General features: G+C 63.7%; 24 protein-coding genes and 2 pseudogenes. 14 read left to right on the forward strand and 12 right to left on the reverse strand.

The window, feature by feature from the left end; translation table 11 throughout:
• Position 1 precedes the first annotated feature (1 nt).
• From yidC to AC2TC0_RS01265, 3 genes are read left to right on the forward strand one after another with little or no spacing between them, the layout of a single operon-like run.
• A complete protein-coding gene (gene yidC / locus AC2TC0_RS01255) occupies positions 2-1,762 on the forward strand; it encodes a membrane protein insertase YidC (RefSeq protein ID WP_484715678.1) in 1,761 nt (586 codons plus the stop codon).
• Entirely contained in the window at positions 1,759-2,409 is a 651-nt protein-coding gene (gene yihA / locus AC2TC0_RS01260) for a ribosome biogenesis GTP-binding protein YihA/YsxC (protein ID WP_484716449.1), read from the forward strand. Before yidC ends, yihA begins: the two co-directional genes overlap by 4 nt.
• Positions 2,406-3,062, forward strand: a complete 657-nt coding sequence (locus AC2TC0_RS01265) for a glutathione S-transferase family protein (RefSeq protein ID WP_484715679.1) — start codon at positions 2,406-2,408, stop codon at positions 3,060-3,062. The genes yihA and AC2TC0_RS01265 overlap by 4 nt, the downstream gene beginning before the upstream one ends.
• 6 nt (positions 3,063-3,068) lie before the next feature.
• Here AC2TC0_RS01265 and AC2TC0_RS01270 read toward each other — a convergent pair whose 3' ends face one another.
• Together AC2TC0_RS01270 and AC2TC0_RS01275 are read right to left on the reverse strand one after the other, a co-directional pair.
• The gene (locus AC2TC0_RS01270; protein WP_484715680.1) at positions 3,069-3,698 is read right to left on the reverse strand and encodes a LysE family translocator; all 630 of its coding nucleotides are present in this window, start codon (positions 3,696-3,698) and stop codon (positions 3,069-3,071) included.
• Positions 3,695-4,162, reverse strand: a complete 468-nt coding sequence (locus tag AC2TC0_RS01275; protein WP_484715681.1) for a cupin domain-containing protein — start codon at positions 4,160-4,162, stop codon at positions 3,695-3,697. Before AC2TC0_RS01275 ends, AC2TC0_RS01270 begins: the two co-directional genes overlap by 4 nt.
• 119 nt (positions 4,163-4,281) lie before the next feature.
• On the opposite strand from AC2TC0_RS01275, the gene dapE reads away from it, so the two are divergent.
• Positions 4,282-5,421 (forward strand): succinyl-diaminopimelate desuccinylase, encoded by a 1,140-nt coding sequence (gene dapE, locus AC2TC0_RS01280; RefSeq protein WP_484715682.1) that lies wholly within the window; start codon positions 4,282-4,284, stop codon positions 5,419-5,421.
• A 181-nt stretch (positions 5,422-5,602) separates the two neighbouring features.
• On the opposite strand, the pseudogene AC2TC0_RS01285 reads toward dapE, so the two are convergent.
• The 3 genes and pseudogenes from AC2TC0_RS01285 to AC2TC0_RS01295 all read right to left on the reverse strand — a co-directional run.
• Positions 5,603-6,070, reverse strand: a pseudogene (locus AC2TC0_RS01285) (Smr/MutS family protein); the annotation flags it as partial.
• A complete protein-coding gene (gene mltA / locus AC2TC0_RS01290; RefSeq protein ID WP_484716450.1) occupies positions 6,070-7,317 on the reverse strand; it encodes a murein transglycosylase A in 1,248 nt (415 codons plus the stop codon). The gene mltA and the pseudogene AC2TC0_RS01285, both read right to left, overlap by 1 nt.
• Positions 7,317-7,979 (reverse strand): Tim44/TimA family putative adaptor protein, encoded by a 663-nt coding sequence (locus AC2TC0_RS01295; protein WP_484716451.1) that lies wholly within the window; start codon positions 7,977-7,979, stop codon positions 7,317-7,319. The genes mltA and AC2TC0_RS01295 overlap by 1 nt, the downstream gene beginning before the upstream one ends.
• A gap of 228 nt (positions 7,980-8,207) precedes the next feature.
• Between AC2TC0_RS01295 and secB the strand changes: the two genes are divergently transcribed.
• The 4 genes from secB to AC2TC0_RS01315 all read left to right on the forward strand — a co-directional run bounded on the left by secB (position 8,208) and on the right by AC2TC0_RS01315 (position 12,124).
• Positions 8,208-8,708, forward strand: coding sequence for a protein-export chaperone SecB (secB, locus tag AC2TC0_RS01300; protein WP_484715683.1), 501 nt, complete (start codon positions 8,208-8,210; stop codon positions 8,706-8,708).
• Positions 8,709-8,742: 34 nt separating this feature from the next.
• A complete protein-coding gene (gene murJ, locus AC2TC0_RS01305; protein WP_484715684.1) occupies positions 8,743-10,341 on the forward strand; it encodes a murein biosynthesis integral membrane protein MurJ in 1,599 nt (532 codons plus the stop codon).
• Between the two features lie 3 nt (positions 10,342-10,344).
• Positions 10,345-11,343, forward strand: coding sequence for a tryptophan--tRNA ligase (gene trpS / locus AC2TC0_RS01310; RefSeq protein WP_484715685.1), 999 nt, complete (start codon positions 10,345-10,347; stop codon positions 11,341-11,343).
• Between the two features lie 97 nt (positions 11,344-11,440).
• Positions 11,441-12,124 carry a DUF4136 domain-containing protein gene (locus AC2TC0_RS01315; protein WP_484715686.1) on the forward strand — a complete coding sequence of 228 codons (684 nt, stop codon included), beginning with the start codon at positions 11,441-11,443 and terminating at the stop codon, positions 12,122-12,124.
• Positions 12,125-12,174: 50 nt separating this feature from the next.
• On the opposite strand, the gene dnaA is transcribed toward AC2TC0_RS01315, so the two are convergent.
• The 3 genes from dnaA to mutM form a co-directional block, all read right to left on the reverse strand.
• Positions 12,175-13,542 carry a chromosomal replication initiator protein DnaA gene (gene dnaA / locus AC2TC0_RS01320; RefSeq protein ID WP_484715687.1) on the reverse strand — a complete coding sequence of 456 codons (1,368 nt, stop codon included), beginning with the start codon at positions 13,540-13,542 and terminating at the stop codon, positions 12,175-12,177.
• Between the two features lie 510 nt (positions 13,543-14,052).
• On the reverse strand, positions 14,053-14,316 hold the full coding sequence (gene rpsT / locus AC2TC0_RS01325; protein ID WP_484715688.1) for a 30S ribosomal protein S20: 264 nt from the start codon (positions 14,314-14,316) through the stop codon (positions 14,053-14,055).
• Between the two features lie 98 nt (positions 14,317-14,414).
• The gene (gene mutM / locus AC2TC0_RS01330; protein WP_484715689.1) at positions 14,415-15,233 is read right to left on the reverse strand and encodes a bifunctional DNA-formamidopyrimidine glycosylase/DNA-(apurinic or apyrimidinic site) lyase; all 819 of its coding nucleotides are present in this window, start codon (positions 15,231-15,233) and stop codon (positions 14,415-14,417) included.
• Between the two features lie 96 nt (positions 15,234-15,329).
• Here mutM and AC2TC0_RS01335 point away from each other — a divergent pair, with 96 nt between their 5' ends.
• The 6 genes and pseudogenes from AC2TC0_RS01335 to AC2TC0_RS01360 all read left to right on the forward strand — a co-directional run bounded on the left by AC2TC0_RS01335 (position 15,330) and on the right by AC2TC0_RS01360 (position 20,479).
• Entirely contained in the window at positions 15,330-16,067 is a 738-nt protein-coding gene (locus AC2TC0_RS01335) for a class I SAM-dependent methyltransferase (protein ID WP_484715690.1), read from the forward strand.
• Positions 16,064-17,605: a 2-polyprenylphenol 6-hydroxylase gene (ubiB, locus tag AC2TC0_RS01340; RefSeq protein WP_484715691.1), complete on the forward strand. Its 1,542-nt coding sequence runs from the start codon at positions 16,064-16,066 to the stop codon at positions 17,603-17,605. Before AC2TC0_RS01335 ends, ubiB begins: the two co-directional genes overlap by 4 nt.
• A gap of 4 nt (positions 17,606-17,609) precedes the next feature.
• Entirely contained in the window at positions 17,610-18,866 is a 1,257-nt protein-coding gene (gene coaBC, locus AC2TC0_RS01345; RefSeq protein WP_484715692.1) for a bifunctional phosphopantothenoylcysteine decarboxylase/phosphopantothenate--cysteine ligase CoaBC, read from the forward strand.
• Positions 18,826-19,290, forward strand: a pseudogene (gene dut, locus AC2TC0_RS01350) (dUTP diphosphatase); the annotation flags it as partial. The gene coaBC and the pseudogene dut, both read left to right, overlap by 41 nt.
• Positions 19,291-19,376: 86 nt before the next feature.
• Positions 19,377-20,126: a HesA/MoeB/ThiF family protein gene (locus AC2TC0_RS01355; protein WP_484716452.1), complete on the forward strand. Its 750-nt coding sequence runs from the start codon at positions 19,377-19,379 to the stop codon at positions 20,124-20,126.
• A complete protein-coding gene (locus tag AC2TC0_RS01360; RefSeq protein ID WP_484715693.1) occupies positions 20,114-20,479 on the forward strand; it encodes a DsrE family protein in 366 nt (121 codons plus the stop codon). Before AC2TC0_RS01355 ends, AC2TC0_RS01360 begins: the two co-directional genes overlap by 13 nt.
• A 6-nt stretch (positions 20,480-20,485) precedes the next feature.
• Here the strand turns inward: AC2TC0_RS01360 and AC2TC0_RS01365 are convergent, their stop codons facing one another.
• The 4 genes from AC2TC0_RS01365 to AC2TC0_RS01380 form a co-directional block, all read right to left on the reverse strand.
• Complete coding sequence (locus AC2TC0_RS01365) at positions 20,486-21,199, reverse strand: class I SAM-dependent methyltransferase (protein WP_484715694.1); 714 nt, start codon at positions 21,197-21,199, stop codon at positions 20,486-20,488.
• Positions 21,199-22,326, reverse strand: coding sequence for a peptide chain release factor 2 (gene prfB, locus AC2TC0_RS01370; protein ID WP_484715695.1), 1,128 nt, complete (start codon positions 22,324-22,326; stop codon positions 21,199-21,201). Before prfB ends, AC2TC0_RS01365 begins: the two co-directional genes overlap by 1 nt.
• A 141-nt stretch (positions 22,327-22,467) precedes the next feature.
• A complete protein-coding gene (locus tag AC2TC0_RS01375) occupies positions 22,468-24,987 on the reverse strand; it encodes a penicillin-binding protein 1A (RefSeq protein ID WP_484715696.1) in 2,520 nt (839 codons plus the stop codon).
• Between the two features lie 67 nt (positions 24,988-25,054).
• The gene (locus AC2TC0_RS01380; protein ID WP_484715697.1) at positions 25,055-25,915 is read right to left on the reverse strand and encodes an N-acetylmuramoyl-L-alanine amidase family protein; all 861 of its coding nucleotides are present in this window, start codon (positions 25,913-25,915) and stop codon (positions 25,055-25,057) included.
• Positions 25,916-25,956 lie beyond the last annotated feature (41 nt).

Consider the following 25,956-nt stretch of genomic DNA (forward strand, 5'->3'; position numbering starts at 1 on the left):
CGTGGACGACAAGCGTAACCTGATCACCGCCATTTTGCTGTCGGTGCTGATCTTGATCGGCTGGAATTTCATCGCCGAACGTTTTTTCCCCGCGCCGCCGGTGAGCAAGCAGCAGGCTGGCGCAACCAAGCCCGCTGCTCCCGCTTCTGCACCCGGTGAACTCGCCGCGCCCGCGTCTGGCGTGACGGCGCCTGCCCCAGCGCCGGCAAACCCGGCCGTTCAGGCCAACCGCAGCCTGTCCGCCGCGCTGAAAGACGGGCCACGCATTCCCATCGCAACGCCCAAGCTGATGGGTTCGATCAGCTTGATCGGAGCGCGCATCGACGACATCACGCTGACCAATTACCGGCAGACGGTTGACAAAAATGCGCCGCCTGTTCGCCTGTTCGCGCCGGGCGGTACACCGCAAGCCTATTTTGCAAGCGTCGGTTGGACCGCACAGGGCATAGCCGTGCCCGATGCCAATACCGTGTGGGCGGCGAACGGGACCAAGCTGACCCCCACGACGCCCGTAACGCTCAGCTGGACCAACCCCAGCGGCCAGACGTTTCGCATCGAATATGCCATCGACGCCAATTATCTGATTACCGCGAAGCAGACGGTGAGCAACGCCGCCGCGACGCCGGTGGTGGTGGCGAGCTATGCTTTCATCAACCGCCGCGGCAAGCCGACCCACCATGAGGACATCGACAGCTGGACCATCCACAATGGCCCGATCGGCCAATTGGGCGGCGCGACCAACTATGATTGGGACTATAAGGATCTGGACGAAGCGGCCGGCAACGCCACACGCTTTGTCAGCACCGGTGGCTGGATTGGCTTTACCGACAAATATTGGCTTGCCGCCGTTATCCCGGGCCAGAAGGAAAAAATAACGGCCGAGATGAAGGTGGGCGCAGGCCAGCTGTACCAGACCAATTTCGCGCGCGAAGCGGTGACAGTTCCGGCAGGCCGGGCTGCCGTGCAGTCCAGTCAGATCTTTGCCGGTGCAAAAGAAGTTAGCGTGCTCGACGACTATACAGAGCGGCTGGGCATTACGCGGCTGGATTATGCCATCGACTGGGGCTGGTTTGGAATCATCGCCAAGCCGATTTTCTACCTGCTCGACTGGCTGTTCAAATCGGTGCTGAATTTCGGCGTCGCGATCATGATCCTGACGCTGATCATTCGCTTGCTGATGTTCCCCATCGCACAGAAGCAGTTCCATTCGATGGCGCAGATGCGCGTTGTCCAGCCCAAGATGAAAGAGCTGCAGGACAAATATAAGGATGACAAACCGCGCATGCAGCAGGAGCTGATGAAGCTCTATAAGACCGAGAAGATCAATCCGCTGGCGGGCTGTCTGCCGATCCTGCTGCAAATCCCCATCTTCTATGCGCTGTACAAGGTGCTGATGCTGACCATCGAAATGCGGCACCAGCCCTTTGCGCTGTGGATCAAAGATTTGTCGGCGCCCGACCCGGCGCATGTGCTTAATCTATTTGGTCTGCTCGATTTCACCCCGCCCGCGATCCTGGGCGTCGGCGTGCTGGCCATCGTCCTGGGCATCACCATGTGGTTGCAATTCCGCCTGAACCCGACGCCGACCGACCCGGTGCAGCAACAGGTGTTTGCGATCATGCCGTGGATGATGATGTTCCTGATGGCGCCCTTCGCGGCCGGTCTGCTGCTTTACTGGATCACCAACAATATCCTGTCGATTGCCCAGCAGCAGTGGATGTACCGGCAATTCCCGGCGCTGAAGGCCGCGCCAACGAAGTGAGCGAGGAAGAAAGCCTCGCCGCCGAGCGCGCCGAACGCGCGCGCAAGGCCTTTGCCGGGCCGATTGCCTTTTTGAAATCGGCTCCGGCGCTGCTGCATCTGCCCGAAGCGGTGGTACCCGAGGTGGCTTTTGCGGGCCGGTCCAACGTGGGCAAATCATCGCTGATAAACGCGCTGACCAATCGGGGTGGGCTCGCGCGCACGTCGGTTACGCCGGGGCGGACACAGGAATTGAACTTCTTTGACGTGGGTGCGCCGCTCATCTTCCGACTGGTCGACATGCCTGGCTATGGTTTTGCCAAGGCGCCCAAGGATGTTGTCAAAAAATGGCGCTTCCTAATCAACGATTATCTGCGCGGGCGCGCGGTGCTTAAACGCACACTCGTGCTGATCGACAGCCGCCACGGCATCAAGGATGTCGACCGCGACGTGCTGGCGATGCTCGACGAAGCGGCAGTCAGTTACCGCATCGTCCTGACCAAGGCCGACAAGATCAAGGCCAGCGAGCTGGAAGCGGTCCATGCCGAAACACTGGCTGAAGCGAGGCAGCACCCCGCCGCGCACCCCGATGTGATTGTCACCAGCAGCGACAAGGGGCTGGGCATCGCAGAACTGCGCACGGCAGTGCTGGAGGCGGTTGAATCATGAAAATCTATGTTGGCAATAAGGCCTATTCGAGCTGGAGCCTGCGCGGCTGGCTGGCGGTCAAACACAGCGCCCTAGCGTTCGAGGAAATTGTCGTCCCACTGTATGACGACGATTGGGCGGAACGGCGCCAAGCAGCCGAATTTGCCGCATCCAACGGCAAAGTTCCGATTCTGTGGGACGGCGATATCGCGGTTTGGGAAAGCCTGGCGATCATCGACTATCTTGACGAAAAGACGGGCGGTGCGTGCGGCTTCTGGCCCGACGATATGGCCGCGCGTGCCTTGGCGCGGTCGATGTCCGCCGAAATGCACGCGGGCTTCGTACCGTTGCGCAGCAACCACAGCATGAATTTGCGCCGCACCTACGCGCCGCAGCCGCTGTTGCCCGAAGTGGCTGGCGATGTCGCGCGTATCACCGCGCTGTGGGCCGACGCGCGCTCCCGCTTCGGGGCGGGCGGCGATTTTCTGTTCGGCGCGTGGAGCGCGGCCGACATGATGTTTGCGCCGGTGGTCACGCGGCTGCTGACCTATAGCATCCCCCTGTCCGCGGATGCCGCGACCTATTGCGCCGCCGTTATGGCCCATCCGCACATGGTGGAATGGGTGGCAGCGGCGGCCGACGAGACTTGGGTCATCGACCGGTTCGAACGCTGACGCAATTCAGGCCGGCGGCGCTGCCCCGACGGCAAACCATATGGCCACGCCCACCAGCGACAGTGCCAGTCCGCGCCGCACCGGGCGGCTGCGCCCGCTGTCCGCCAGCCAGCGCGATACACCGCTGCCACCCAGCACGATGGCGACATGCACCAGCGTGGCGATGGTCACGCTGAGCAGTGACACCGCCACGACCAGCGCGGTAGCGGGCTTAGCTGATCCCATAAATTGCGGGATGAGCACCGCGAAAAAGATCAGCGCTTTGGGGTTGAGCAGATTGACCACCAACCCCGACAAGAAATGGCGCTGCGTTCCCGCGTCCTTGGTTGGCGTGTTCGTCGAAACGGGCGCGTCTGCCTCGCGCCACGCCTCCCACGCCAGCCACAGCATGAACAGCACGCCGCCCCAGCGCAGCACCTGCCACCAACCGGGGTTGGCAATGATGAAGGCCGCAACGCCAAACCCTGCCACCAGCGCATTGACCAGCAGCCCCAGCGCAATCCCGGCACAGGCCATCAGCCCGGCGCGGCGGCCCTGGCCGAGCGCCAGTGCTGCCAGCCACGCCATGTTCGGCCCCGGCGTTAGTTCGATCAGCAAGATGGCCAGCGCAAATCCGGCCCAGTCGGCTCCCGTCACGGAATGCGGGTCGTCGGATAGGGCGTCCCGTCCTTGTGGGTATAGCCATCGGGCGTAAACAGCATGTCGATGTCCGAATAGCCGCCGCCGCTGTCATATTGCTTGCCCCCACCCAGCGCGACCAGCACGCAGTCGGTGTCCGATTCGTTGATCAGGTGATGGCCGTTGGTGCTGCCCTTGGGCCACACGGCGATGTCGCCCGCGCGCATGACCGTGCGCCCATCATCCTCGACCAGCACCGCCTCGCCGGCGAGCACGATGACCATTTCGTCCTCGCCTGCGTGCCAGTGGCGCTGTGACGACCAAGCGCCGGGTTTCAGCGTGACATGGCTGGCGGCGAACTGGGTCAGGCCGGTCGGCGGCGCGAGGCGGCGGTACCAGCGACCTTGCACAGGTTGGTCGAACGGCGCGGGATAGCCCGTGACATTGGTTTGCGGGATGGTGGCGAGGTCGAGTTTGGGCATGACTTATCTCCTGACTTATCCTTGCCGCTCGCCTCGAGCGAAGTCGAGATAATCATCGACACAGCGCTTCGCCGATGGGTGTCTCGACTTCGCTCGGCACGAACGGCTAAGGGGTATTCATGCAACGCGACCCCCTCTCCCTTGCCCAAGCCCTGATCGCAGCACCCAGCGTTACCCCTGCCACTGGCGCGGTATTCGACGTGCTCGAGGCGGCGCTCACACCGCTGGGCTTCACGGTCGAGCGCTTTGTCGACGGTATGGAGCCCGACGGGCCGGTTGAAAATCTGCTCGCCGTGCGGCGCGGCGCGCCCGGCACGCCGCATTTCGGCTTTGCTGGCCATTTGGATGTTGTGCCTCCGGGCGTTGGTTGGACCAGCGATGCCTTTGTCCCAGAGATCCGCGGCGACTTGCTTTACGGGCGCGGCGCGGTTGACATGAAAGGCAGCATTGCGGCCTTTGTTGCCGCCGTTGCCGATATCCCGGTCGATGCCGGCACGATCAGCCTGATCATCACCGGCGATGAGGAAGGCCCCGCCATTTTCGGCACGCGCGCGTTGATGGACCATATGGACGCACGCGGCATCCGCCCCGACATGATCATCGTGGGGGAGCCCACTAGCGTCAACCGACTGGGCGATATGGTGAAAATCGGGCGGCGCGGGTCAGTTAACATCTGGATCGACGTCCCCGGCGTGCAGGGCCATGTCGCCTACCCCCATCTCGCCGACAATCCCATCCCCAAGCTGGTGGCGATACTGGCGGAGATCGACGCCATCCATCTGGACGACGGCAACAACTGGTTCCAGCCGTCGAACATCGAGGTCACCGATATCGAGGTCGGCAATCACGCCACCAATGTCATCCCCGCGCACGCCCGCGCGCGCCTTTCGATCCGGTTTAACGACCAACAGCGAGGCGAAGCACTGGTGGCGCTGATGGAGGCAATCGCGCACAAGCATGCCCCAAATGCGAAGGTACTGGGCAGGATTTCGGGCGAGGCTTTTCTGACCCCGCCGGGCGACCTGTCAGCCTTGGTCAGCGCGGCTATTGCCGCCGAAACCGGCGTTACGCCCGAACTGTCGACCACTGGCGGTACGTCGGACGCGCGTTTCTTGCACAAGCTGTGCCCGGTGGTCGAATTCGGGCTGCGCAACGCGACCATGCACAAGCTGGATGAGGCAGCCGAGATTGCCGACATCGACCGCCTGGCCGCAATTTACCGGCGCATTGTGCAATCAGCTTTCGAACGCGCGGCGTAGCACGACATACACGGCCCCGCCGCCGCCATGCGCCTGTGCCGCCGGGCGCGTGGCAAGGATGGCGTCGGCGTGCGCGCTGGCCGCGAGCCAATCGGGCAGGGCCGCGGGGGGGGGGGCGAAANCCGCCATGCGCCTGTGCCGCCGGGCGCGTGGCAAGGATGGCGTCGGCGTGCGCGCTGGCCGCGAGCCAATCGGGCAGGGCCGCGCGAATCGCCCCCCGCGGGCGCGATTCGCCGTGAAACGGTGGATGGTGCGGCCCGGGCCGCACCCGCCCCGCGACAACGAGCAGCACGCGCGCGCCGCGCTGCACCGCCCGCGCCAGACTGTCTTCAAGCATTGCATGCGCCGAGACGAGGCTGTGGCCGTGCAGATCGATGGTCAAATCGGGGCGCACCAAGCCCTTGCGCAGCCTTCGGTCCCACGTCCCGTCAAGGCTGGCGCGGGCAAAGGTTGCACGGCGAGCAGGCGCTGTCGCGGGAAGGGGCAAGGGCGGCGGGACGCGGCCTTTGGGCGCCTTTGCGGCCGGTTTTGGTGTGGGTGGGGCCGCTGGCGATTGCGGGACTTTGGCTGACCGTTTGGCAATCGGCGCCACCGTTGCGGCCAAGCGCTGCCACAATGCACTTTCCTCCGGGGCTAGCCGCCTCGCCATTATGGCGTTTCTGTCAGCCGCGCCACGCTGACCTTGGGCAGCAACAGCAATGCTGTGCCGCGAGCGGCCATGCCGCCGGCGATGGCCCGCGCATCGGCGCCGGCACCCCAGAAAGTATCAACGCGGTTTGCGCCCTTGATCGCGCCGCCCGTGTCTTGGGCGATCCACAGCCCGTTCGGCTCGGCGCGATCCATCGACAAGAAAATCGGCGCGCCCAGCGGGACAAATTTGGGGTCAGTCGCGACCGTGGCGCGCGGCGTCACCGGCAGACCCAGCGCGCCCAGCGGTCCTGGCCCGGTGAGTTCGCGGAAAAACACCCAGCTGGGGTTTTCTCGCATCACCGCTGCTCCGCGCACCGGGTCGGCGCGCAGATAATCGAGGATGCCCTGCATGCTCGCCTGCCCGGGCTGGAGCGCTCCACGATCGCGAAGCAGCCGCCCGATACCGACATAATCATGCCCGTTCTGGGTGTCATAGCCGATGCGAATCACTTGCCCATCGGGCAGGCGCAAGCGGCCGGATCCCTGGATTTGCAGGAAGAAAAATTCGCCCGCGTCGGCGGCCCAGGCGATTTCCAGCCCGCGCCCTGCCAGCGCGCCTGCGTCAATCGCCGCGCGGTCATAATAGCGCAGCAGCCGTGCGCCATCGATCCGCCCGCGCAATTTGCGCCCCGCCAGATCCTTGGCAAAATCGCCCAATTCGACCTCGACCAAATCGTCAGGGCGGCGATAAACTGGAACCGTATAGCCCGGCTGGCGGGTGCGCGAGGCCAGAATTTCGGGCTCATAATAGCCGGTAGCAAAGGCCTTGCCATCGCCCACCTGCACCGCAGCAAAATGCGTCGTGAAAAATCCGCTGGCATCATCGTCGCGCCAGCCCGATGCAGCCTCGCACGCCGCGCCCCAGTCGCCCGGTTGCGTCAGCCCGCTGACATCGGTTCGGCGCTGAACCGCGGGACAGGATATTCGGAACGCGCCAAGCGCCACACGGGCGTTGGCAGGGGTCAGGCCGAGTTCGGCAACGGCCGGTCCGGCTACGACGCCTGCGGCCAAGGCCGTCGCCGCATCAACGGGCGGCGCAGGTGCAGACAGCGCCTTGTTGGGGATGGCGGGCACCGGCTGCGCGACGGCTTCGCTGCTCGGCGCGGCCGGGGCACCCTTTGGAACAACATTGCAACTGACCAGCAGCAACGAGGTGCTGGCCAAGGCCGCACGATGCCAGACGGTCGGGCGACCTGCCCGGCGCATCACGCCGATTCGGTTTCGTCGAGCTTCCAGTTGGGGTCGTTGCTCGAAATATCGCGCACAAAAGTCCAGCGGTCGTGCGTCTCGACCGCATCGGACATCGACCCAGCGACAACCGCACCATCCTTGCCCCGCGTTACGGCAACGATATCGGCAGCGTAGGCCACGGTGACGCGTGCGACGCCGCGGTTCACGTCGGCAGCGGCGATGCGTGCGCTATCAATCCGGACCAGCCGGTTGTCGAGCGTTTCGCCGCGTTCCTCGCGCGCCGCAATGGCCAAGTCAAAGGCGGCATAGGTATCGCTGTCGCATAGATCCTTGAGCGTATCGCGGTCGCCTGCCCAGAATGCCTCTAAAATCATGCGGTAAGCCGCTTCTGCGCCACTGATAAACCGGCCTGCGTCAAAGCTGCGGTCCGCCGCCAGCAACGCTTTTACCCCTGCCTCGGCGACCGGGTCATAGACAGTTCCGTGCGCAATCTGGTGCGCGTCGGTGGCCGGCGTCGCCTCACCCAGATCGGGCATGCGTGCGGAACCCGATCCGGCCCGATCCTCGGCGCGGGGGAGGACCGGTTCTTGTTCGTGCCCTGTGCGTTTACCAAGCACCGAATAGAGGCGCAGGCCAAGGAAGGCGGCAACCATCGCCAGAAGGACAATCGAAATCATGGTCACGGGGCAAAAATCCTGAAGCTGCGGGAGAGGGTCTTCCACCCTTACATAGGCTATAGCAACAATAGTTTCAAATCGCGTCGGTTCCCATGCGCATCGGAAATCGCCGCGCGCGGCATTGTGCTGCACAAATACCACTGCTAAGCGCCGCGCCAGCCAAGGGGAATGGCCCAATTCCGGCTCCGCCCCGCCAACCCACATTGTCAAAAAAGGTTCATCAACATCATGGCCGACGAAACCACCCCGACCCTGCCCAACGGCGAAGACAACAGCCCGGCAATCGGCCTGATCTCGCAATATGTGAAGGACCTGTCGTTCGAGAATCCAAACGCGCCCGGCGTTTACCAGTGGCAGGCCACACCCAATGTCGACGTCCAGTTCAACATTGGTGCGCAGCCTGCGGGTGAAAATGTTCATGAAGTCATTCTCAAGATCGACGTCAGTTCGGCGAGCGATGACGGCACCTTGTTTGTGGTCGACCTTACCTATGCCGGCCTGTTTGGCGTGCGCAATGTGCCTGCCGAGCAGCTGCAGCCCTTTTTCCTGGCCGAAGCGCCCCGCATCCTTTTCCCCTTCGCGCGCCGCGTGATTGCCGATGCCGTGCGCGACGGCGGCTTCGCCCCGTTGCTGCTCGAGCCCATCGATTTCCATGGCCTGTTCCTGCAGCAAGCCGCGCAGATGCAGGCGGAAGCCGGCATCGCCGCAGCGCCGGCGGGCGAGGCCTGATTTCGGCAACAAGCTTGCCAGCGGCAAACCCGGCATGAGCAGCCTCGTCAAGAATGTCGGCACCATTGGCGCGCTGACAATGCTGAGCCGCATTTTCGGATTCGTCCGCGACATGTTGCTGGCGCGGGTGCTGGGAGCGGGACTGGCGGCCGACGCGTTCCAGCTGGCCTTTACCCTGCCCAACACCTTCCGACGGCTTTTTGCCGAAGGCGCTTTCTCGGTTGCCTTTGTGCCCATGTACAGCCGCCAGCTCGCTGGTCCCGACGGCGAGGCCGCAGCGGCACGCTTTGCCGATGATGTGCTGTCGGTGTTCATCTGGGTGCTGCTGGGCTTTACCGGCATCGCGATGCTGGCCATGCCCTGGATCGTGTGGGCGCTGGCCAGCGAATATGCCAAAATCGAAGGCAAGTTCGAGCTTGCCGTCTTCCTCAGCCAAGTCACTTTTCCCTATCTGGCCTTTATCAGCGTCGTCGCAATGCTGTCGGGCTTGCTCAATGCCCGGTCGCGATTCGCGCCGGGCGCCTTTGCACCGGTGCTGTTCAACCTGACACTGATCGGCGGAATTGTGCTGGGATGGTATTTGCGCGGCCCTGGCGGTGACGATCGCATCGTCGCCGAATCCTTAAGCGCTGCCGTGTCTCTGTCGGGCGTCGTCCAGCTCGTGTATTTGTGGTGGGCGGTGCGACGCGCCGGACTGCGGCTGCACATTCGCCGGCCACGCCTGACACCCGAGGTGCGACGGCTGGGCACGCTGATCCTGCCAGCCACCTTCGGTGCCGGCATCTACCAGATCAGCCAGCTGGTCGATACTTTCTTTGCAACCTCGCTGCCGCAAGGCTCGCTCACTTTGCTCAAGCTGGCGGACCGGCTGAACCAGATGCCTCTTGGCATTGTTGGTATCGCCCTTGGCACTGCAATCCTGCCCATGCTCGCCCGGCACATCCATGGCGACGATCATGGCGAGGCGCAGCGGCTGCAGGGCAATGCCATGGAAATTGCAACGCTGCTGACATTGCCTGCCGCAGCGGCGCTGGCGATCTGCGCCCCCGCCTTTACCGCTGCTTTCTTCGTAGGCGGCAAATTTACGTCGGCGGACGGCGCGCTGATGGCGCAGATTGTGGTAGCGCTGGTCGCGGGTCTGCCCGCCTATGTTATCGTCAAAGTTTTGAACCCCGGGTTTTTCGCGCGCGAGGATACGCGCACCCCGGTGTGGACCGCGCTGATTTCGCTCATCTTCAATGTGGGGCTCAACCTGTATGTCGTCGAGCGCTTTGGCATCGTCGGTCTGGCGGGCGCGACCGCCGCATCGGCAACACTGAACTGCCTTCTGCTCTATACCGTGCTGCACCGGCGCGGCTGGTACCGCTTTACTGCCAAACTGGGTGCACGGATTGCCCGGCAACTCTTCGCCGCAGGGGCGATGTCGGCCGTGCTGTGGATATTGATGGCGCCGCTTGCGCCCTATTACACTGGCGGAACCTTTGATCGCATCTGGTCGCTTGCGCTGCTCACGGGCGCGGGGATGGCGGTATTCTTTGGCGTGGCCTATGCCATTGGGGCAATCGACAAGGATCTGTTGGCCATGATGCGGCGTCGGCCCAAAGATGCTGCCAGCACAGCACAGGAAATCTGAACCATGCGTGTCGTTTCGGGCATCCAGCCCACAGGCAATCTACATTTGGGCAACTATCTGGGCGCGATCCGCAACTGGGTGCGCATGCAGGATGAATTTGCGGGCGATACGCTCTATTTCCTGGCCGATCTGCACGCGATTACCGTGCACAATGATCCCGCCGAGCTGACCGCCAATACGCGCGAGATGGCGGCAGCGCTGATCGCGTGCGGCATCGATCCCAAGCGCGCCATCTTGTTCAATCAGGCGCGCGTGCCGTCGCATGCCGAACTGGCCTGGCTGCTGTTTTGCACCGCGCGTATCGGCTGGCTGAACCGCATGACGCAGTTCAAGGAAAAATCGGGCAAAAACCGCGAAGGTGCCAGCGTCGGGCTGTTCAGCTATCCGGTGCTGCAGGCCGCCGACGTGTTGCTGTATCAGGCAAGCCATGTGCCGGTGGGCGAGGACCAGAAGCAGCATCTGGAACTGGCGCGCGACATTGCGACCAAGTTCAACCTCGACACCGGCACCGACACCTTCACCCTGCCCGAGCCGATCATCCCGCCCGCCGCCGCCCGCATCATGAGCCTGCGCGACGGGTCTGCCAAAATGTCGAAATCGGACCCCAGCGATCTGAGCCGTATCAATCTGACCGACGACGCCGACACGGTGATGCAAAAAATCCGCAAGGCCAAGAGCGACGCGGACGCGCTGCCGTCCGAAGCCAAGGGGCTGGAGGGGCGGCCCGAAGCCGCCAATCTGGTTGGCATTTTCGCGGCATTGTCCGATGAAAGCGTGGACGCCGTGTGCGCCCGCTTTGCAGGGCAGGGCTTCGGCGCGTTCAAGCCCGCGCTGGGCGAACTGCTGGTCGAAACACTGCGCCCGATCCGCGACCGATTCGTAGCGCTGAAGGATGATCATGCCACGATCGACGCGGCGTTGGTGGCTGGTGCCGAACGTGCCGCAGCGCTGGCAAAGCCGACGCTGGACCGCGCCTATGCCGCGCTGGGGCTGTGTCGCTAAGGCACGGGCGGGTGGTTCAACTGGAATTCAGCCACCTTGTGCACAATATAGGGTCCGGCGCGCGACCATAGCGCGCGTCCGATTCGAAAGGATGACCATGGCTGTCCGTCTGACCCGCCCTTTGGGTATTGTGCTTGCCACCGCCGCGCTGACGCTCGGCGGCTGCGCTGCGCCCGGTTTCCGCGCCGACGTGGCGCGTTTTCAGGCGGCATTGCCCGCACCGCAAGGTCAGACTTTTGGCATTGTCGCGGGCGATCCAGAACTGGCTGGCGGGATCGAATTCGGCCAATATGCCGCGATCGTAGCGGGCGAACTGACCCGGCTGGGGTATCGGCCGGCAGCGCCCGGCGAGGCACCCGAACTGACGGTGTCCATGTCCTATGAGATTGATCAGGGGCGTGAACGGGTGCGTAGCACGCCCGGTTTCTATGACCCCTGGTATGGCAGCTATTTCGGCTATGGCCGCGGCTATTACCGCCCGGTCATCGTGCGCGGGCGCCACGGGCGCAGCTATGTCTATGGTTGGCACGACCCGTTTCTGTTCGGCGGTTTCGGCGGTTATGACCGGGTTGAAAGTTACACCGTCTATACCACCGGGCTCGACCTCAAAATTGACCGCGCCGCCGATGGCACGCGTCTGTTTGAAGGTCGGGCCGAGGCGCAGTCGCGCGACAATAATCTGACCCAGATTGTTCCCAATCTGGTCGCGGCAATGTTCACCGGCTTTCCCGGCAATTCGGGCGAGAAGGTCCGGATAACGGTGGCACCAAGCGCGCGTTGATTATTGTTCCAGCTGCGCTGGAACGCACGGCACCACGTTTGTGGATCAAATTACGCGTTCAGCGCCCGCCGGATCGCGGCGATATCGGCATCGATCTCGCTGTCGGTGACCCGCAGGCTTTCGATAACCCGCACCGCGTGAATGACGGTCGAATGGTCGCGCCCGCCAAAGCGGCGACCAATTTCAGGGTAGCTGCGCGGCGTCATCTCTTTGGCCAGATACATGGCAATCTGGCGCGGACGGGCGACGGCGCGCAGGCGGCGTTTTGATACCATGTCCGATTTGTCGAGCTTGAAATGCGCGCACACGCTGCGCTGGATTTCCTCGATGGTAATGCGCGGGCGCGCGCTGCGCACCGATTCGGCCAGCCGTTCCTCGGCCATTGGCAGGGTGATGGCTATATTGGTGAGCGAGGCATAGGCCAGCAGCTTGTTGAGCGCGCCTTCCAGTTCGCGGATATTGCGCGTGAAATGGCGCACCAGATAATCGACCACCGCATCGGGGACGTCGACCCCGGGCACCGCCGCCAGTCGCTGGCGCACAATCGCCTCGCGCAGCGTCGCTTCGGGCGCTTCGATATCGGCAACCAAGCCCCCGCCCAGCCGCGACAACAGCCGCGCCTCCACCCCGTCGAGCATCGCGGGCGGCCGGTCGGCGGTGACCACCAGCCGCTTGCCCGAAGTGAGCAAGTCGTCAAAAGTGTGGAGCAATTCTTCCTGCGTTGATCCCTTGCCGATGACGAACTGCAAATCGTCGATCAGCAACAGGTCGGCCGCGCGGAGCCGCGCCTTAAACTCCATCATGTCGCCGCCGCGCATCGCGGCGACAAATTCGCGCATGAATTTTTCCGCCGACATTAGAATGATCGTCGCGTTTGGGCGGACGGCGGCAAAGGCCTGGCCGATCGCATGCAGCAAATGCGTCTTACCCTGTCCGGTCCCCGAATGGAGATAGAGCGGATTAAACAGCGGCGTTTCTTCGGCGGCCATGCGCCGTGCGGCGTTGGCGGCAAGGACATTGCTGCGCGCAATTACAAAGCGGTCAAAGCACAGCCGCGCGTCGAACTGGGCAATATGCTCGCTCGGCAATGGCACTGGCGGGTCAAAACGCACTGCGGGCAGCGCGGCAAGTGGGGGCGCGCCCGCCGGGCGCCCCGCGCGCACGACGATGCTACGCACCGTGGGAAGTATCTGGCGCCAGGCCAGCAGCAGCCGATCAGCAAAGCGTTCGGCTACCCAATTGGCTGCAAAACTGGTCGGAGCTGACAAGGTTACGACGCCGCTGACCGGGCAATAATCAACGAACGCCACTGGCTTCAGCCAATGGTCAAAGGTGCGCACACCCAAATCGCGGCGTAGCCCCTCGGCGACTAGGAGCCAGAGCGACCCAATATCCTGAGCGCCGTCCGCTCGTGCCAATGTACCCCCGCCTTGTGCCACGTCCGCTTCGTCTTTCCCTTGCGTTCGCGCACATCCGGCGCGCCTATTCATGCCCCTCAACCCTGCCGCCCGTCCCGTCTGCTGGTCGTCACCCTGCCCTTGTCGTGGGCAAAAAACACCCAGCCGGCAGAACCGAGGTCTGCCGATTTGAAGAGCACCCTGTCGTGACGACCGCGACGCGGATTCGCGTGCGACACCTTTGTCTAGGCTCGGCAAGGCGAGTCGTTCAAGGGCAACAAATGTAAAAAATCCGAAATAAATAACTTGACTCGGACAAGTGCTTGGAAAAGCAGTTTCACTTCAAATTTATGAATTAAATCATATAGTTCGCTGTCAATTCGGCATTGCTTGCCCGCGAATCGGCGGGAATCCTTGATTGCGTATTGATGACGGCTTGATGACTTTTTGCCGCGCAATTTTGTGACGCGAAAAAGCCCGCCGGTTCGGTTGAACCAGCGGGCCTTTGTGTTCCGAAAACGGTCAGTATAATCAGCCGAGCGCGGCGATTGCCTTCGTCAGCCTGGCATATTTGCGCGAGGCCGTGTTCTTGTGCACGACGCCCTTGGCAACGCCGCGCGCCAGTTCGGGCTGAGCAACCTTCAAAGCTTCGGTGGCGGCCGCCTTGTCGCCAGCGACCAGCGCGTTCTCAACCTTCTTCACCAGCGTGCGGATGCGCGAAACGCGGTTCTTGTTGACGGCGGTGCGCGCGGTGTTGCGGCGGATGCGCTTCTTTGCCTGCGGCGTATTGGCCATTGTCTTCCTCGAAATTCAAGTAGTTGGGGGCAGAGGGCATAGCTCGCCCGCCTGTCGAAGGAGCGCCCTTAGGCGGGTCCAACAGATTCGTCAACCGCTCAGCGTTGGCATTTCGCGCAGAAAAAGGTCGATCGCCCGCCTTGGACGGTCCGCACGACCATGCCGCCGCGCCCGCACGGGCACGCCTCGCCCTCGCGTCCATAGACGCGCCAGTCATTGGCGAAATAGCCCAGCGCCCCATCGGGATGGAGAAAATCGCGCAAGGACGAGCCACCCGCCGCAATCGCCGCGGTCAGCACATCGCGAATCGCCTCGACGAGCGCGGCCAGCTTGGCGCGGCTGAGCGAGCCCGCCGCGCGCGTCGGTGCAATGCCGGTCAGATTCAGCGCCTCGCACACATAGATATTCCCCAGCCCCGCGATGATGCGCTGGTCGAGCAATACCAGCTTGATAGCGGTGGCCTTGCCCGCCAGCGCCTTTGCCAGATAAGCGGCCGACAGCGCGTCGGTCAGCGGTTCCGGCCCCAGCGCGCGGAAGGGCGCAAACGCGGTTTCGGCATCGCCCGCGACCAGATCGACCGAGCCGAAACGGCGCGGATCGTGCAAATAGAGCCGCCGCCCGCCGCCGGTTTCAAGCAGCAAATGGTCGTGCTTTTCAGGCTCTGCCCCATCGGTGCGCCAGCGCCCCGACATGCCGAGGTGAAAGATCATCGCATCGTCGCGGTCGGTGTGGATCAGACCATATTTGGCGCGGCGCGACAGGTGCGTCACGGTAGCGCCGGTCAGCCGCTGGACCAGATCAACCGGAAAGGGGCGGCGCAAATCCGCGCGAAAGGTTGCCACGCGCGCCAGCCGCTCACCCGTCAGCAGCGGCGCCAGACCGCGCACAGTGGTTTCGACTTCGGGCAGTTCGGGCATATCGCACCCGCCGCTACGCGCCGTTTGCGCGCCCCGCAACCCTTGGCTAAGGACATTGTCAAATCGCGGCTATCCCGCCGCAACAGGTTCGCACCCATGGCAAATCCCGAAACGGTCAGCTTCGGCTATACCGATGTCACCCCGGCCGAAAAAACCGAGCGCGTTGGTGAAGTGTTCTCCAGCGTAGCGCGCAATTATGACCGGATGAACGATGCCATGTCGGCGGGGCTGCACCGCCGCTGGAAGGACCGTTTCGTGCGCCGGGTCAAACCGCGCGCCGGCGAGCAGATTTTGGACATGGCCGGCGGCACGGGCGACATTGCCTTTCGCATGGAGCCATCGGGGGCCAGCATCACGGTCGCCGACATCAACCCCGACATGCTAAGCGTGGGCATGGAGCGCGCGGCGGAGCGCGGTATCGACAGTCTGGTATGGAGCGAACAAAACGCCGAGACGCTGTCCTTTCCCGACCGCTTTTTCGACGCCTACACCATCGCTTTCGGTATCCGCAATGTGACGCACATCGACCGCGCGCTGGCCGAAGCGCATCGCGTGCTGAAATATGGCGGGCGCTTTTTTTGCCTTGAGTTTTCGACCAACGAATGGCCGGGTTTCGCGCAAGTCTATGACGCCTATTCGCACCGCATTGTGCCCAAGTTGGGTGAGATGATCGCGGGCGATGCCGACAGCTATCGTTACCTCATCGAATCAATCCGCCGCTTTCCGCCCATGCCCGAGTTTGCCGCAATGATCCGCAAGTCAGGCTTTGCGCAGGTCAAGGTCGAACCGATTATGGGCGGGCTCGTCGCCATCCACAGCGGGTGGAAGGTGTGACTTCACCTGCAACGCATATTTTCCGGCTGCTGCGCTGGGGCCGCATCCTTGCGCGCCATGGGGCGCTGCGCGGAATTGAAGCCTCGCCAACCACCCCGCCTGGGGTCAAGCGGCTGTGCCGCATCGCGCGCTTTGGCGCCCGCCAGCCGCGTGTGCCCGATTATGCTGCCGCGTTTCAGGCGATTGGTCCGGCAGCGGTCAAGCTGGGTCAGACGTTGGCAACCCGCCCCGACTTGGTCGGGGAAGAAGCCGCGCGCAATCTGCTGACGCTGCAGGACGCGCTCGACCCGCTGCCTTTCGCCGCGATTCGTGCCGAGCTGGAGCAGGCATTGCCCGGCCCGGTCGACAGCCTGTTCCAGAGCATTGACCCCGTGCCCGTCGGCTCGGCCAGTATTGCGCAGGTGCACAAGGGCGTCACCAGCGACGGGCGCACCGTCGCCATCAAGGTGCGGCGCCCCGGCATCGACAAACAGTTCGCGCGCGATATCGACACTTATGAATGGGCCGCCGCGCACCTCGAGGCGCTGGGCGGCGAGGCCAGCCGCCTGCGACCGCGGCTCGTGATCGCCAATTTCAAGCGCTGGACAATGCGCGAGCTGGATTTCCGGCGCGAGGCGGCATCGGCCAGCGAGCTTGCCGAAGCGATGGCGAGCGATGCCCATTATCATGTCCCAGCCATCGACTGGGACCGCACCTCGGGCCGCGTGCTGACGCTCGAATGGCTCGACGGCACCAAGATTTCGGAGCGCGACAAGCTGGTCGCCGCCGGGCACGACCTACCCGCGATGGCCGCCAACCTGGTCAAAAGCTTTTTGCGTCAGGCAATTGCCGAGGGGTTTTTCCACGCCGACATGCACCAGGGCAATTTGTTCGTGCTACCCGACGGTCGCGTGGCGGTGGTCGATTTTGGCATAATGGGGCGGATCAACCGCAAGGCGCGCTTCTGGCTCGCCGAGATTCTCTATGGCCTGACCACGGGCAATTACCGCCGCGTCGCCGAGATTCATTTCGAGGCGCAATATGTGCCTGCGCACCACAATGTCGAGGAATTCGCGACCGCCCTGCGCGCCGTGGGCGAGCCGATGCGCGGTAAGCCGGTCTCGGAGCTCTCTGTTGGCCAGATGCTCGACGGGCTGTTCGCCATCACCCGCGATTTCGACATGCAGACGCAGCCGCACTTGCTGCTGCTTCAGAAAACCATGGTTATGGTCGAAGGCGTCGCGACCGCGCTGCACCCCGGCATCAACATGTGGGACACATCGGGCCCCTATGTGAAGGAATGGATCCGCGACGAACTCGGTCCCGAAGCCGCGCTCGCCGACGGCCTGCGCGAACAGGTGAACACGCTGGCGCTGATCCCCGACATCATCCGGCGGCTGGACGACCAACTCCCGCGCAAGGGCGGCGCGCCGCCCGCACCGCCGCTTCCCGATGTGCAGCTGATGTGGGAGCGCAAGGGGAGCGGCTGGTGGCGTTATGTTTTCGTTGCAGCTCTTGCAGCAGCCGCTGGCGCTGCTGGAGCAAGCTGGCTAGGGTAAGCCAATGCCAAACCCCCGCATCCTTCTGATCATCGGCGGCGGTATCGCGGCCTATAAGAGCATCGAACTGGTCCGCCTGCTCAAGAAGGCGGGGATAGAGGTGCGCTGCGTCCTCACGCGCGGGGGCGAGCAATTTGTGACGCCGCTGACGCTCGCCGCGCTGTCCGAAAATCCCGTCCACACCAATATTTTCGACCTGAAGGATGAGGTCGAGATGGGGCATATCCAGTTGTCGCGTCAGGCCGATCTGGTCGTCGTCTGCCCCGCCACCGCTGACCTGCTTGCCAAAATGGCAGCGGGGATTGCCGACGATCTCGCCACCACATTGCTGCTCGCCACCGACAAGCGCGTGCTGGCGGTGCCCGCGATGAATGTGCGCATGTGGCTCCACCCCGCCACGCGGCGCAATGTCGCCACACTGCGCAGCGACGGGGTGACGGTGATGGAGCCTGACGAGGGCGAAATGGCGTGCGGCGAATATGGGCCGGGCCGGTTGCCGGAACCGGAGGCCGTAGCAGCACAGATTCGCGCCATGCTTGAAACGCCGCCAACGCTCAATGGTCAGCCCGATTTCGCCCCCACCAGCCATCGCCCGCTGCACGGCCAGCGCATCCTGATCACCGCCGGACCGACGCATGAGGCCATCGACCCGGTGCGCTACATCGCCAACCGGTCGAGCGGCATACAGGGCTTTGCGATCGCCGCCGCCGCCGCGCAGGCGGGAGCCGAGGTGACGCTGATCGCCGGACCGGTGAATTTGCCCACACCAGCGGGCGTAGTCCGTATCGATGTGGAAAGCGCGCGCGAGATGGCGGCCGAAGTGGAACGCGCATTGCCTGCCGATGCCGCCATCATGGTCGCAGCAGTCGCCGACTGGCGCGCGGCGGATGCGTCGGCGACCAAGATCAAGAAGGATGGGACGGGAACGGTGCCACCGCTCCATCTCACTGAAAATCCGGATATTCTGGCAACTCTGGGCAAACATGCGCAGCGCCCGCGCCTGCTGATCGGCTTTGCCGCCGAGACCAACGATGTGCTTGCCCATGCCCAAGCCAAGCTCGCCAAAAAGGGATGCGACTGGATCGTTGCCAATGACGTTACGGCCGACGCGATGGGCGGTGAGGTTAACAGGGTGCATATTGTCAGCGCCGTCGGCGTTGACAGTTGGGAGCGCATGGCCAAGGACAAGGTTGCTGCCAAGCTGATTGAAAGGATCGCCGATGTCCTTGCCCCCGACGCCCCCAACACCCCAACCAATTGAAATTGCAATCCAGCGGCTGCCCAACGGTGGCGGCCTGCCCCTGCCCGCCTATGCCAGCGCGGGTGCAGCGGGCATGGATGTGGTCGCGGCCGAAACGCTGACCTTGCGTCCCGGCACGCGCCATGCGGTCGCCACCGGCTTTGCCATGGCGATCCCGCCAGGATTTGAGGTGCAGGTGCGCCCGCGGTCGGGCCTTGCGCTTCATCATGGCATCACCTGCCTCAATAGCCCCGGCACTATCGACAGCGACTATCGCGGCGAGGTGAAGGTCATCCTGGCCAATATGGGTAGTGACAATTTCGACATCAAACGCGGCGACCGCATCGCCCAGCTGGTGCCTGCACCGGTGCAGCGCGCCATTTTTGCCGAGGTGGAAAAACTGCCGCAAACCGAGCGCGGCTCGGGCGGTTTCGGATCAACCGGCACCGACAGCGTCAGCGATGACGATGCCGATCCCAAAGGCGTCGGCTCGCTGATGGGCATGAAGATGCGCCGTCCCGGCGAGTGACGTTGCTCAGCGACGCTGAACTCGACCGATATGCGCGGCATATCGTGCTGCCACAAATCGGCGGTGCGGGACAAGCGCGGCTCAAGGCGGCGCATGTCGCGGTCATTGGTGCGGGCGGAATCGGCTGTCCGGTGATTCAATATCTGGCGGCAGCGGGGGTAGGCGCGCTGACCATCATCGACGACGATAGGGTCGAATTGTCGAACCTGCAGCGCCAAATTTTGTTCGCTGACGTCGACATTGGCGCGCCCAAGGCCGAGGCAGCGGCCAAGGCAGCGCGTCGGATCAACCCGCATGGCGCCTATCATGCACGTACCCAGCGCATCGACGCGCGAAATGCCGCCGCGTTGCTGGTGGAGACTTCACTTGTCATCGACGGCTGCGACAATTTCGCCACGCGGCTGACGGTCAACGCCGCCTGCATCGCCGCGCGCATCCCGTTGCTCAGCGCCGCCATCGGTGCGTTCGACGCACAGGTCGCGCTCTTCGAAGGGTGGCGGCCCGACCAACCCTGCTATGCCTGCCTCGTCGGCAACGACCCCGCGCGCGACGGCGTCAATTGCGCCGAAGCGGGCGTGCTTGGGGCGCTCGCGGGGTTTGCCGGCACGCTGGCAGCAGTGGAAGCGGTCCGCATGATCGCGGGATTCGGTGCACCGTTAACCGGAAAGCTAGTCCTCAGCGATATGCTCGAGCGGCGCTGGCGCGAAGTGCGCATCGCCAAAGACCCGGAGTGCCCCGCATGTCGCCAGTGAGGATTATCGTCGCCGCACTGGACAGCGCACGCATCTATGCCGCGCTAGAGGCGGCGATGGCCTGGGCCGCGCTGGGACGCGAGGTTGAAATTTTCTTTCAGGGTGAGGCGGTCGCGGGCTTGCGCCGCCCGGTTATCCACCCCGCCGACCATGCGCGGCAGGCAGCGGGCCAGCCCGATCTGGCAACACTGCTTGGCGAAGTGCGCGCGGCCGGCGTGCCTATATTCGTGTGCCAGTCGGGGCTTGCGCTGGCCGGGGTAACGATGGAGGCGCTGGCGGTTGACACCCGCGCAACCGGGCTGGTCGGCTATCTGGCGGCGGTGCCCGCGAATGCGCTGGTGGTTAGTTACTAAGCCGCGTCACCCGTCTTTGCACGCCGTCATCGCCTCAGGCTCGGGTCGCTTGGGTTGGCGGGCAAAACGGGCAAAATAGGCGCCCACATCCTTTTTCTCGCTGAAGGCCACCAGCCGGTAACCGACCGCCTCATATTCGCACACCAGCAGGCGGAATGGCGTTCCATGCTGATCGGTTGGGCGGTCGCTGTCGACCACAATCACTTCGCCGCCGTCGCGCAGCGCAGGCCATAACCGCCACAGAAAGGCATAAGGTTCGCCAATTTCGTGGTACATGTGAACCAGAAACACCCGGTCAAAGCTGTTCGGTGGCAGGCGCGGATCATCCACCCCGCCCAGCTTCAGCGACACATTGTCCAGCCGCTCGCGCGCCACCCGGTCGGCCAGCCGTTCAATCACCTTGGGCTGGATATCCTGCGCCAGCACCCGCCCGCGTTCGCCCACGCGCTGCGCCAGCCGCACGGTGTAATAACCATCGCCCGCGCCGATATCGGCCACTGTCATGCCCGGCGCGACAGCGGCAGCGTCCATAATCTGCTCGGCCTCGCGCACCCGGTCGCGCGCTTCCTCGGTCGACCATTTTGTCGACACGGTCGGCGCGACGGGGCGATCGGCAGGCGGGAATTGCCGCGCCGTATCGACCCGCTCGTCGCCGCCCAACAGCGGGCCTCCGCATGCCGCAAGCAACAACGGCAAAAGCAAAGCGGCGGCGCGGCGCATTAGTCGATATCCTCCACCACCACCTTTTCGCCCGTCACCTTCTGCGAAAGCGCGGCGGCCATGAACGGGTCGAGTGCACCGTCGAGCACATCGCCCGGCGCTGTCGAAGTCACGCCGGTGCGCAAATCCTTCACCAGCTGATAGGGTTGCAGCACGTAGGAGCGGATCTGGTGGCCCCAGCCGATTTCCGTCTTCGCCTGATATTCTCCGCTCGCCTCGGCCTCGCGCTTTTGCAGTTCGGCCTCGTACATGCGCGCTTTCAGCATACCCATCGCGGTGGCGCGGTTTTTGTGCTGCGAACGATCATTCTGGCTCGCCACCACAATGCCGGTGGGGATGTGCGTGATACGCACCGCGCTGTCGGTGGTGTTGACATGCTGTCCGCCCGCGCCCGACGCGCGATAGGTATCGATCTTGAGGTCGCCTTCGTTGATTTCGATCTCGATATTGTCGTCGATGACGGGATAGACCCAGACGCTCGAGAAACTGGTGTGCCGCCGCGCCGAGCTGTCATAGGGTGAGATGCGCACCAGACGGTGAACGCCGCTTTCGGTCTTGGCATAGCCATAGGCGTTTTCGCCTTTGCACAGCAAAGTCGCCGATTTGATCCCCGCTTGGTCGCCGCCCTGATATTCGACCATTTCGACCTTCATGCGGCGCTTTTCGGCCCAGCGCTGGTACATGCGCAGCAGCATTTCGGCCCAGTCCTGGCTTTCGGTACCGCCGGCCCCGGCGTGGATTTCGATGTAGCAATCATTGCCATCGGCCTCGCCCGCAAGCAGCGCCTTGATCTTGTCTTCGTCTGCACGCTCGGCCAGCGCCGCCAGCCCGGCTACGGCCTCATCGACCATCGCCTCGTCGCCCTCCATTTCGGCAAGTTCGATGAGCTCGGCGGTGTCGGCCATTTCCTGTTCAATGGCGCGCACTGCGCCCACGGCCTCGTCCAGCCGCCGCCGCTCGCGCATCACCTCCTGCGCCGCCTTGGGGTCGTTCCAAAGCGAAGGGTCCTCCACGCGGTTGTTCAGCTCGTCGAGCCGCCGCAACGCGCGCTCCCAGTCCAGGAAACGGCGCACCAGCGCCATCGCAGCCTTGATACGGTCAATATGATCCTGCGCTTCGGCGCGCATGTGGTTTGCTCCAAAAGATGATTGCCACCGCCCTTAGTGGGATAGCGGGGTTAGGGGAAGTGGGGGCGCTGGCCGAACGTCACCCCCGGCTTGACCCGAGGTCGCGCACCTGCTCACTCGTGTGTAAAGGGACCACCCCCATCAAATAATCCCGCCCCTGTCCTCCAGGAAATCCTGATCGCTCCGGCGCGTTGGTGCGGCTTTTTGCGCTGGCCCGGTTTGCCGCGCGGGGCCGCGCCTTTCGACTTCGTCCTGCCTTATCGTCCGGCGTGGTTCGCTCTCGGGCTTGAACGCTTCCCAGATGATCGCGGCCTTGGGGTCGTCGGTGGGCCAGCCGCCATAGATGCGTTTGCCGCTGCGCCGGTCGATGCGCACCATACGCACGCCTTTGGGCGCGACGAACGGCACCGGTTGGCGGTCGGCGAGCGCCAGCGTCGCGAATTGCTTGAAAATCGGCGCGGCCAGACTGCCGCCCTGCGCATAGCCGCCCATATCGCGCGGGGTATCGAAACCAATATAAACACCTGCGACGATGTCGGGCGTTCCACCGACGAACCATACATCCTTGGGGCCATTGGTGGTGCCGGTTTTGCCAAACAAGGGCAGGCCCAGATCGCGCAAAGTCACCGCCGTGCCGCGCTGGACGACGCCCTCCAATATATGCACCATCTGATAGGCGGTGATCGGGTCCATCAGCTGTTTGCCGGTCGCCGCAAAGCGCGGCATCGGTTTGCCGTCCCAATCCTTCATGTTGCAACCGGCGCAGGGCTTCCACTTCTCGGGATAAATCACCCGCCCACGCCGGTCCTGCACATAATCGATCAACTTGGGGCGCAGCTCGCGGCCGTGATTGGCCAACATTGCATAGGCATTGGTCAGCTTCATAACGGTCGTCGACCCCGCGCCGAGCGCAGTCGAGAGATAGGGTTCGTGCTTGCCGATCCCCATTTTCGCGATGGTTTCGACGATCGGCTCCATCCCGATGGTGCTGGCGGTCTTGACCGTCATCAGGTTGCGAGACTGCTCCAGACCCCAGCGCATCGTCTGTTCGCCTGCGCCGCGCGCACCGCCAAAGTTGCGGAAGCATTTGTTGCCAAAGCGCGCGCCCTGATAAACGCAGAATGGCCCGTCGACGATCAGCGAGGCGGGGGTCATACCGTTATCGAGCGCGGCGGCATAGACAAACGGCTTGATCGTCGACCCCGGCTGACGCTCGGCTTGCGTTGCGCGGTTAAAAGGTGACAGATTGACGTCGAACCCGCCCTGCATTGCATGGACGCGGCCATTATGGGTGTTCTGCACCACCATCCCGCCCGACACTTCGGGGATGTTGCGCAATGCGTAAACGTCACGCCCTTGCGGCTTGACCGCGATCAGCTGGCCGGGGCGCAGCGCGTTGAACGCCGCCGTACCGGCACGGCGATAGGGCATGCCGGCCATGCTGGCGGGCAAAGTCCCGGTATCGCCATTGGCAAAGCCGATGCGTGCCGTACTGCCACTTTTCGACAGGACGGCGGCGATGCGCCAATCCTCATAATTGATGCTGACGAAGCTCGACGCCAGACGGCTCTGCCACTGGTCATCAGCTTCAATCGTCGCAATCGGCCCCGACCAGCCCTTGCCCGCGTCATAGCGTTGCAAGCCGCTGCGCAGCGCACGCGTTGTCGCCACCTGCATGTCGTGGTCATAGGCGCTGCGCACCCACAGCCCGCCGTCATAGACGCTGTTCTTGCTGCCCTTTTCGGCATCCTCACCGAATTTCTCGATCAGGTCACGGCGAACCTGTTCCATATAATAGCCGCCAACCTGACGGAATGGGCTGCCCTGCTGCGCCACCACGCCCAGCGGCTGCGCGGCGGCGGCCTGTCGCTGCGCGGCGGTGATCCAGCCATTGGCCAGCATCTGCCCCAGCACATAGTCGCGCCGTTCCAGCGCGCGCGCCGCAAATTTTGCGCGGCCCAGCGTTTCAGGCGCCTTGGGCAGGATCGACAGAAAGGCCATCTCATGCAGCGCCAGATCGCCGACGTCCTTGTCAAAATAGGCGCGCGCTGCCGCCTGCACCCCAAAGCTGCGCCGCCCCAGCGGGATTTCGTTCAGGTACAGCTCGAGAATCTGTTCCTTGGTCAGCGCGTCTTCCATGCGGAAGGCAACAATCGCCTCACGCAGCTTGCGCGTGTAGGTTACCTCGTTCGACAACAGCAGATTCTTGGCGACTTGCTGGGTGATCGTTGATGTGCCGCGCGGCGTTTCCCCGCTGGTCAGCCCATCCCAAGCGGCGCGCACGAGGCCGGGATAATCCAGCCCGCCATGCTCGAAAAATGTCTTGTCTTCGGCCGCCAGAAAGGCGCGGACCAGCAATTGCGGATATTCATTATAGGCCAGCTGCACGCGCCGCTCGCGTGCATAGCTGTGCACCGGCATGCCGCTCGCATCGCGCACGATAGTGGGCAACGGCGGTTCATAGTCACGCAGCTGGTCAACCGATGGCAGGTCGCGCGCAAACAATATCCAGATCAGCGACCATAGCAGGACCAGCCCGCCCAACGCATAGATGGGCCAGCGGAACCAGCGATGCACCCACTTGTCCTGCACCCATTGCCATACCGCGCCCGAATCACGGCGCAGGCGCATGCGGAAATTGCTGGGGGCTTCGGCGACCATTGCCCAGTGCCTCTACCGTTTCAGAATCGTGGAGGAAAGCAAAATGGCCCTTGACCTCCGACCCTGCTCAACGCGCCGCCGCTAGCCGCGCGAAATGCGCCTGCACCGCAGCGCGCACGCCCCGCGCCAGCGCGCGCTGCCCGCTGGTGGACGCCAGAAATTCGGCATCTTCGCGATTGGAAATAAAGCCGGTTTCGAACAGGACAGACGGTGTATCCGGCGATTTTAGCACCACAAAGGCGGCAAAGCGCCGCGCCGTGGTGCGAAAGGTGACCGCAGGGGAAGTTTCGCGCTGCAAAAGCCGAGCAAAATCCACCGACAATTGCATTGTTTCGCGCTGGCTAAGGTCAATCAGGATCGACGACACGGCGTTGCTTTGCTGGCTAAGGTCAACGCCCCCAATAACATTGGCGCGGTTTTCGCGCATCGCCAGCCGCGCTGCCTCGCGGTCCGACGCAGTTTCAGACAGCGTATAGATAGAGGCGCCGCGCGCGTCGGGTGTCGCGGCGGCATCGGCGTGAAGCGAGATAAACAGATCGGCTTTCAGCCGCCGGGCGACCCCATAGCGCTCTTCAAGGATCAGGAAACGGTCGTCGCTGCGCGTCAACGCGACACGGATTCGCCCCGTCGCCAGCAATTCGGTGCGCAGCGCTCGGGCCAGCGCCAGCGTTACATCCTTCTCGCGCGCGCCATTATGCGGGCTGATCGCGCCGGGATCGTGCCCGCCATGTCCGGCATCAATCACCACCAGCGGCAAATTGGCATCGTTCGGTCCGGCAATCTTCGGCAGCTCGGTCGGCGGGCGCGGCCGGCCAATAGGCATGGTCACGCTATAGCGCGCGCCGGGCCGCTTGGCCGCGTGAAAGCGGTGCTCAGGCACGCCGCTGGGCGCCAGAAAAGTCAGGATCAGGCCAGCCAGCAATGCCATGCCGCCATTATGCCATCGCTGGGCGCGCCTGAACAGATGCC

The sequence above is a fragment of the Sphingopyxis sp. sgz302558 genome, from assembly GCF_057220455.1.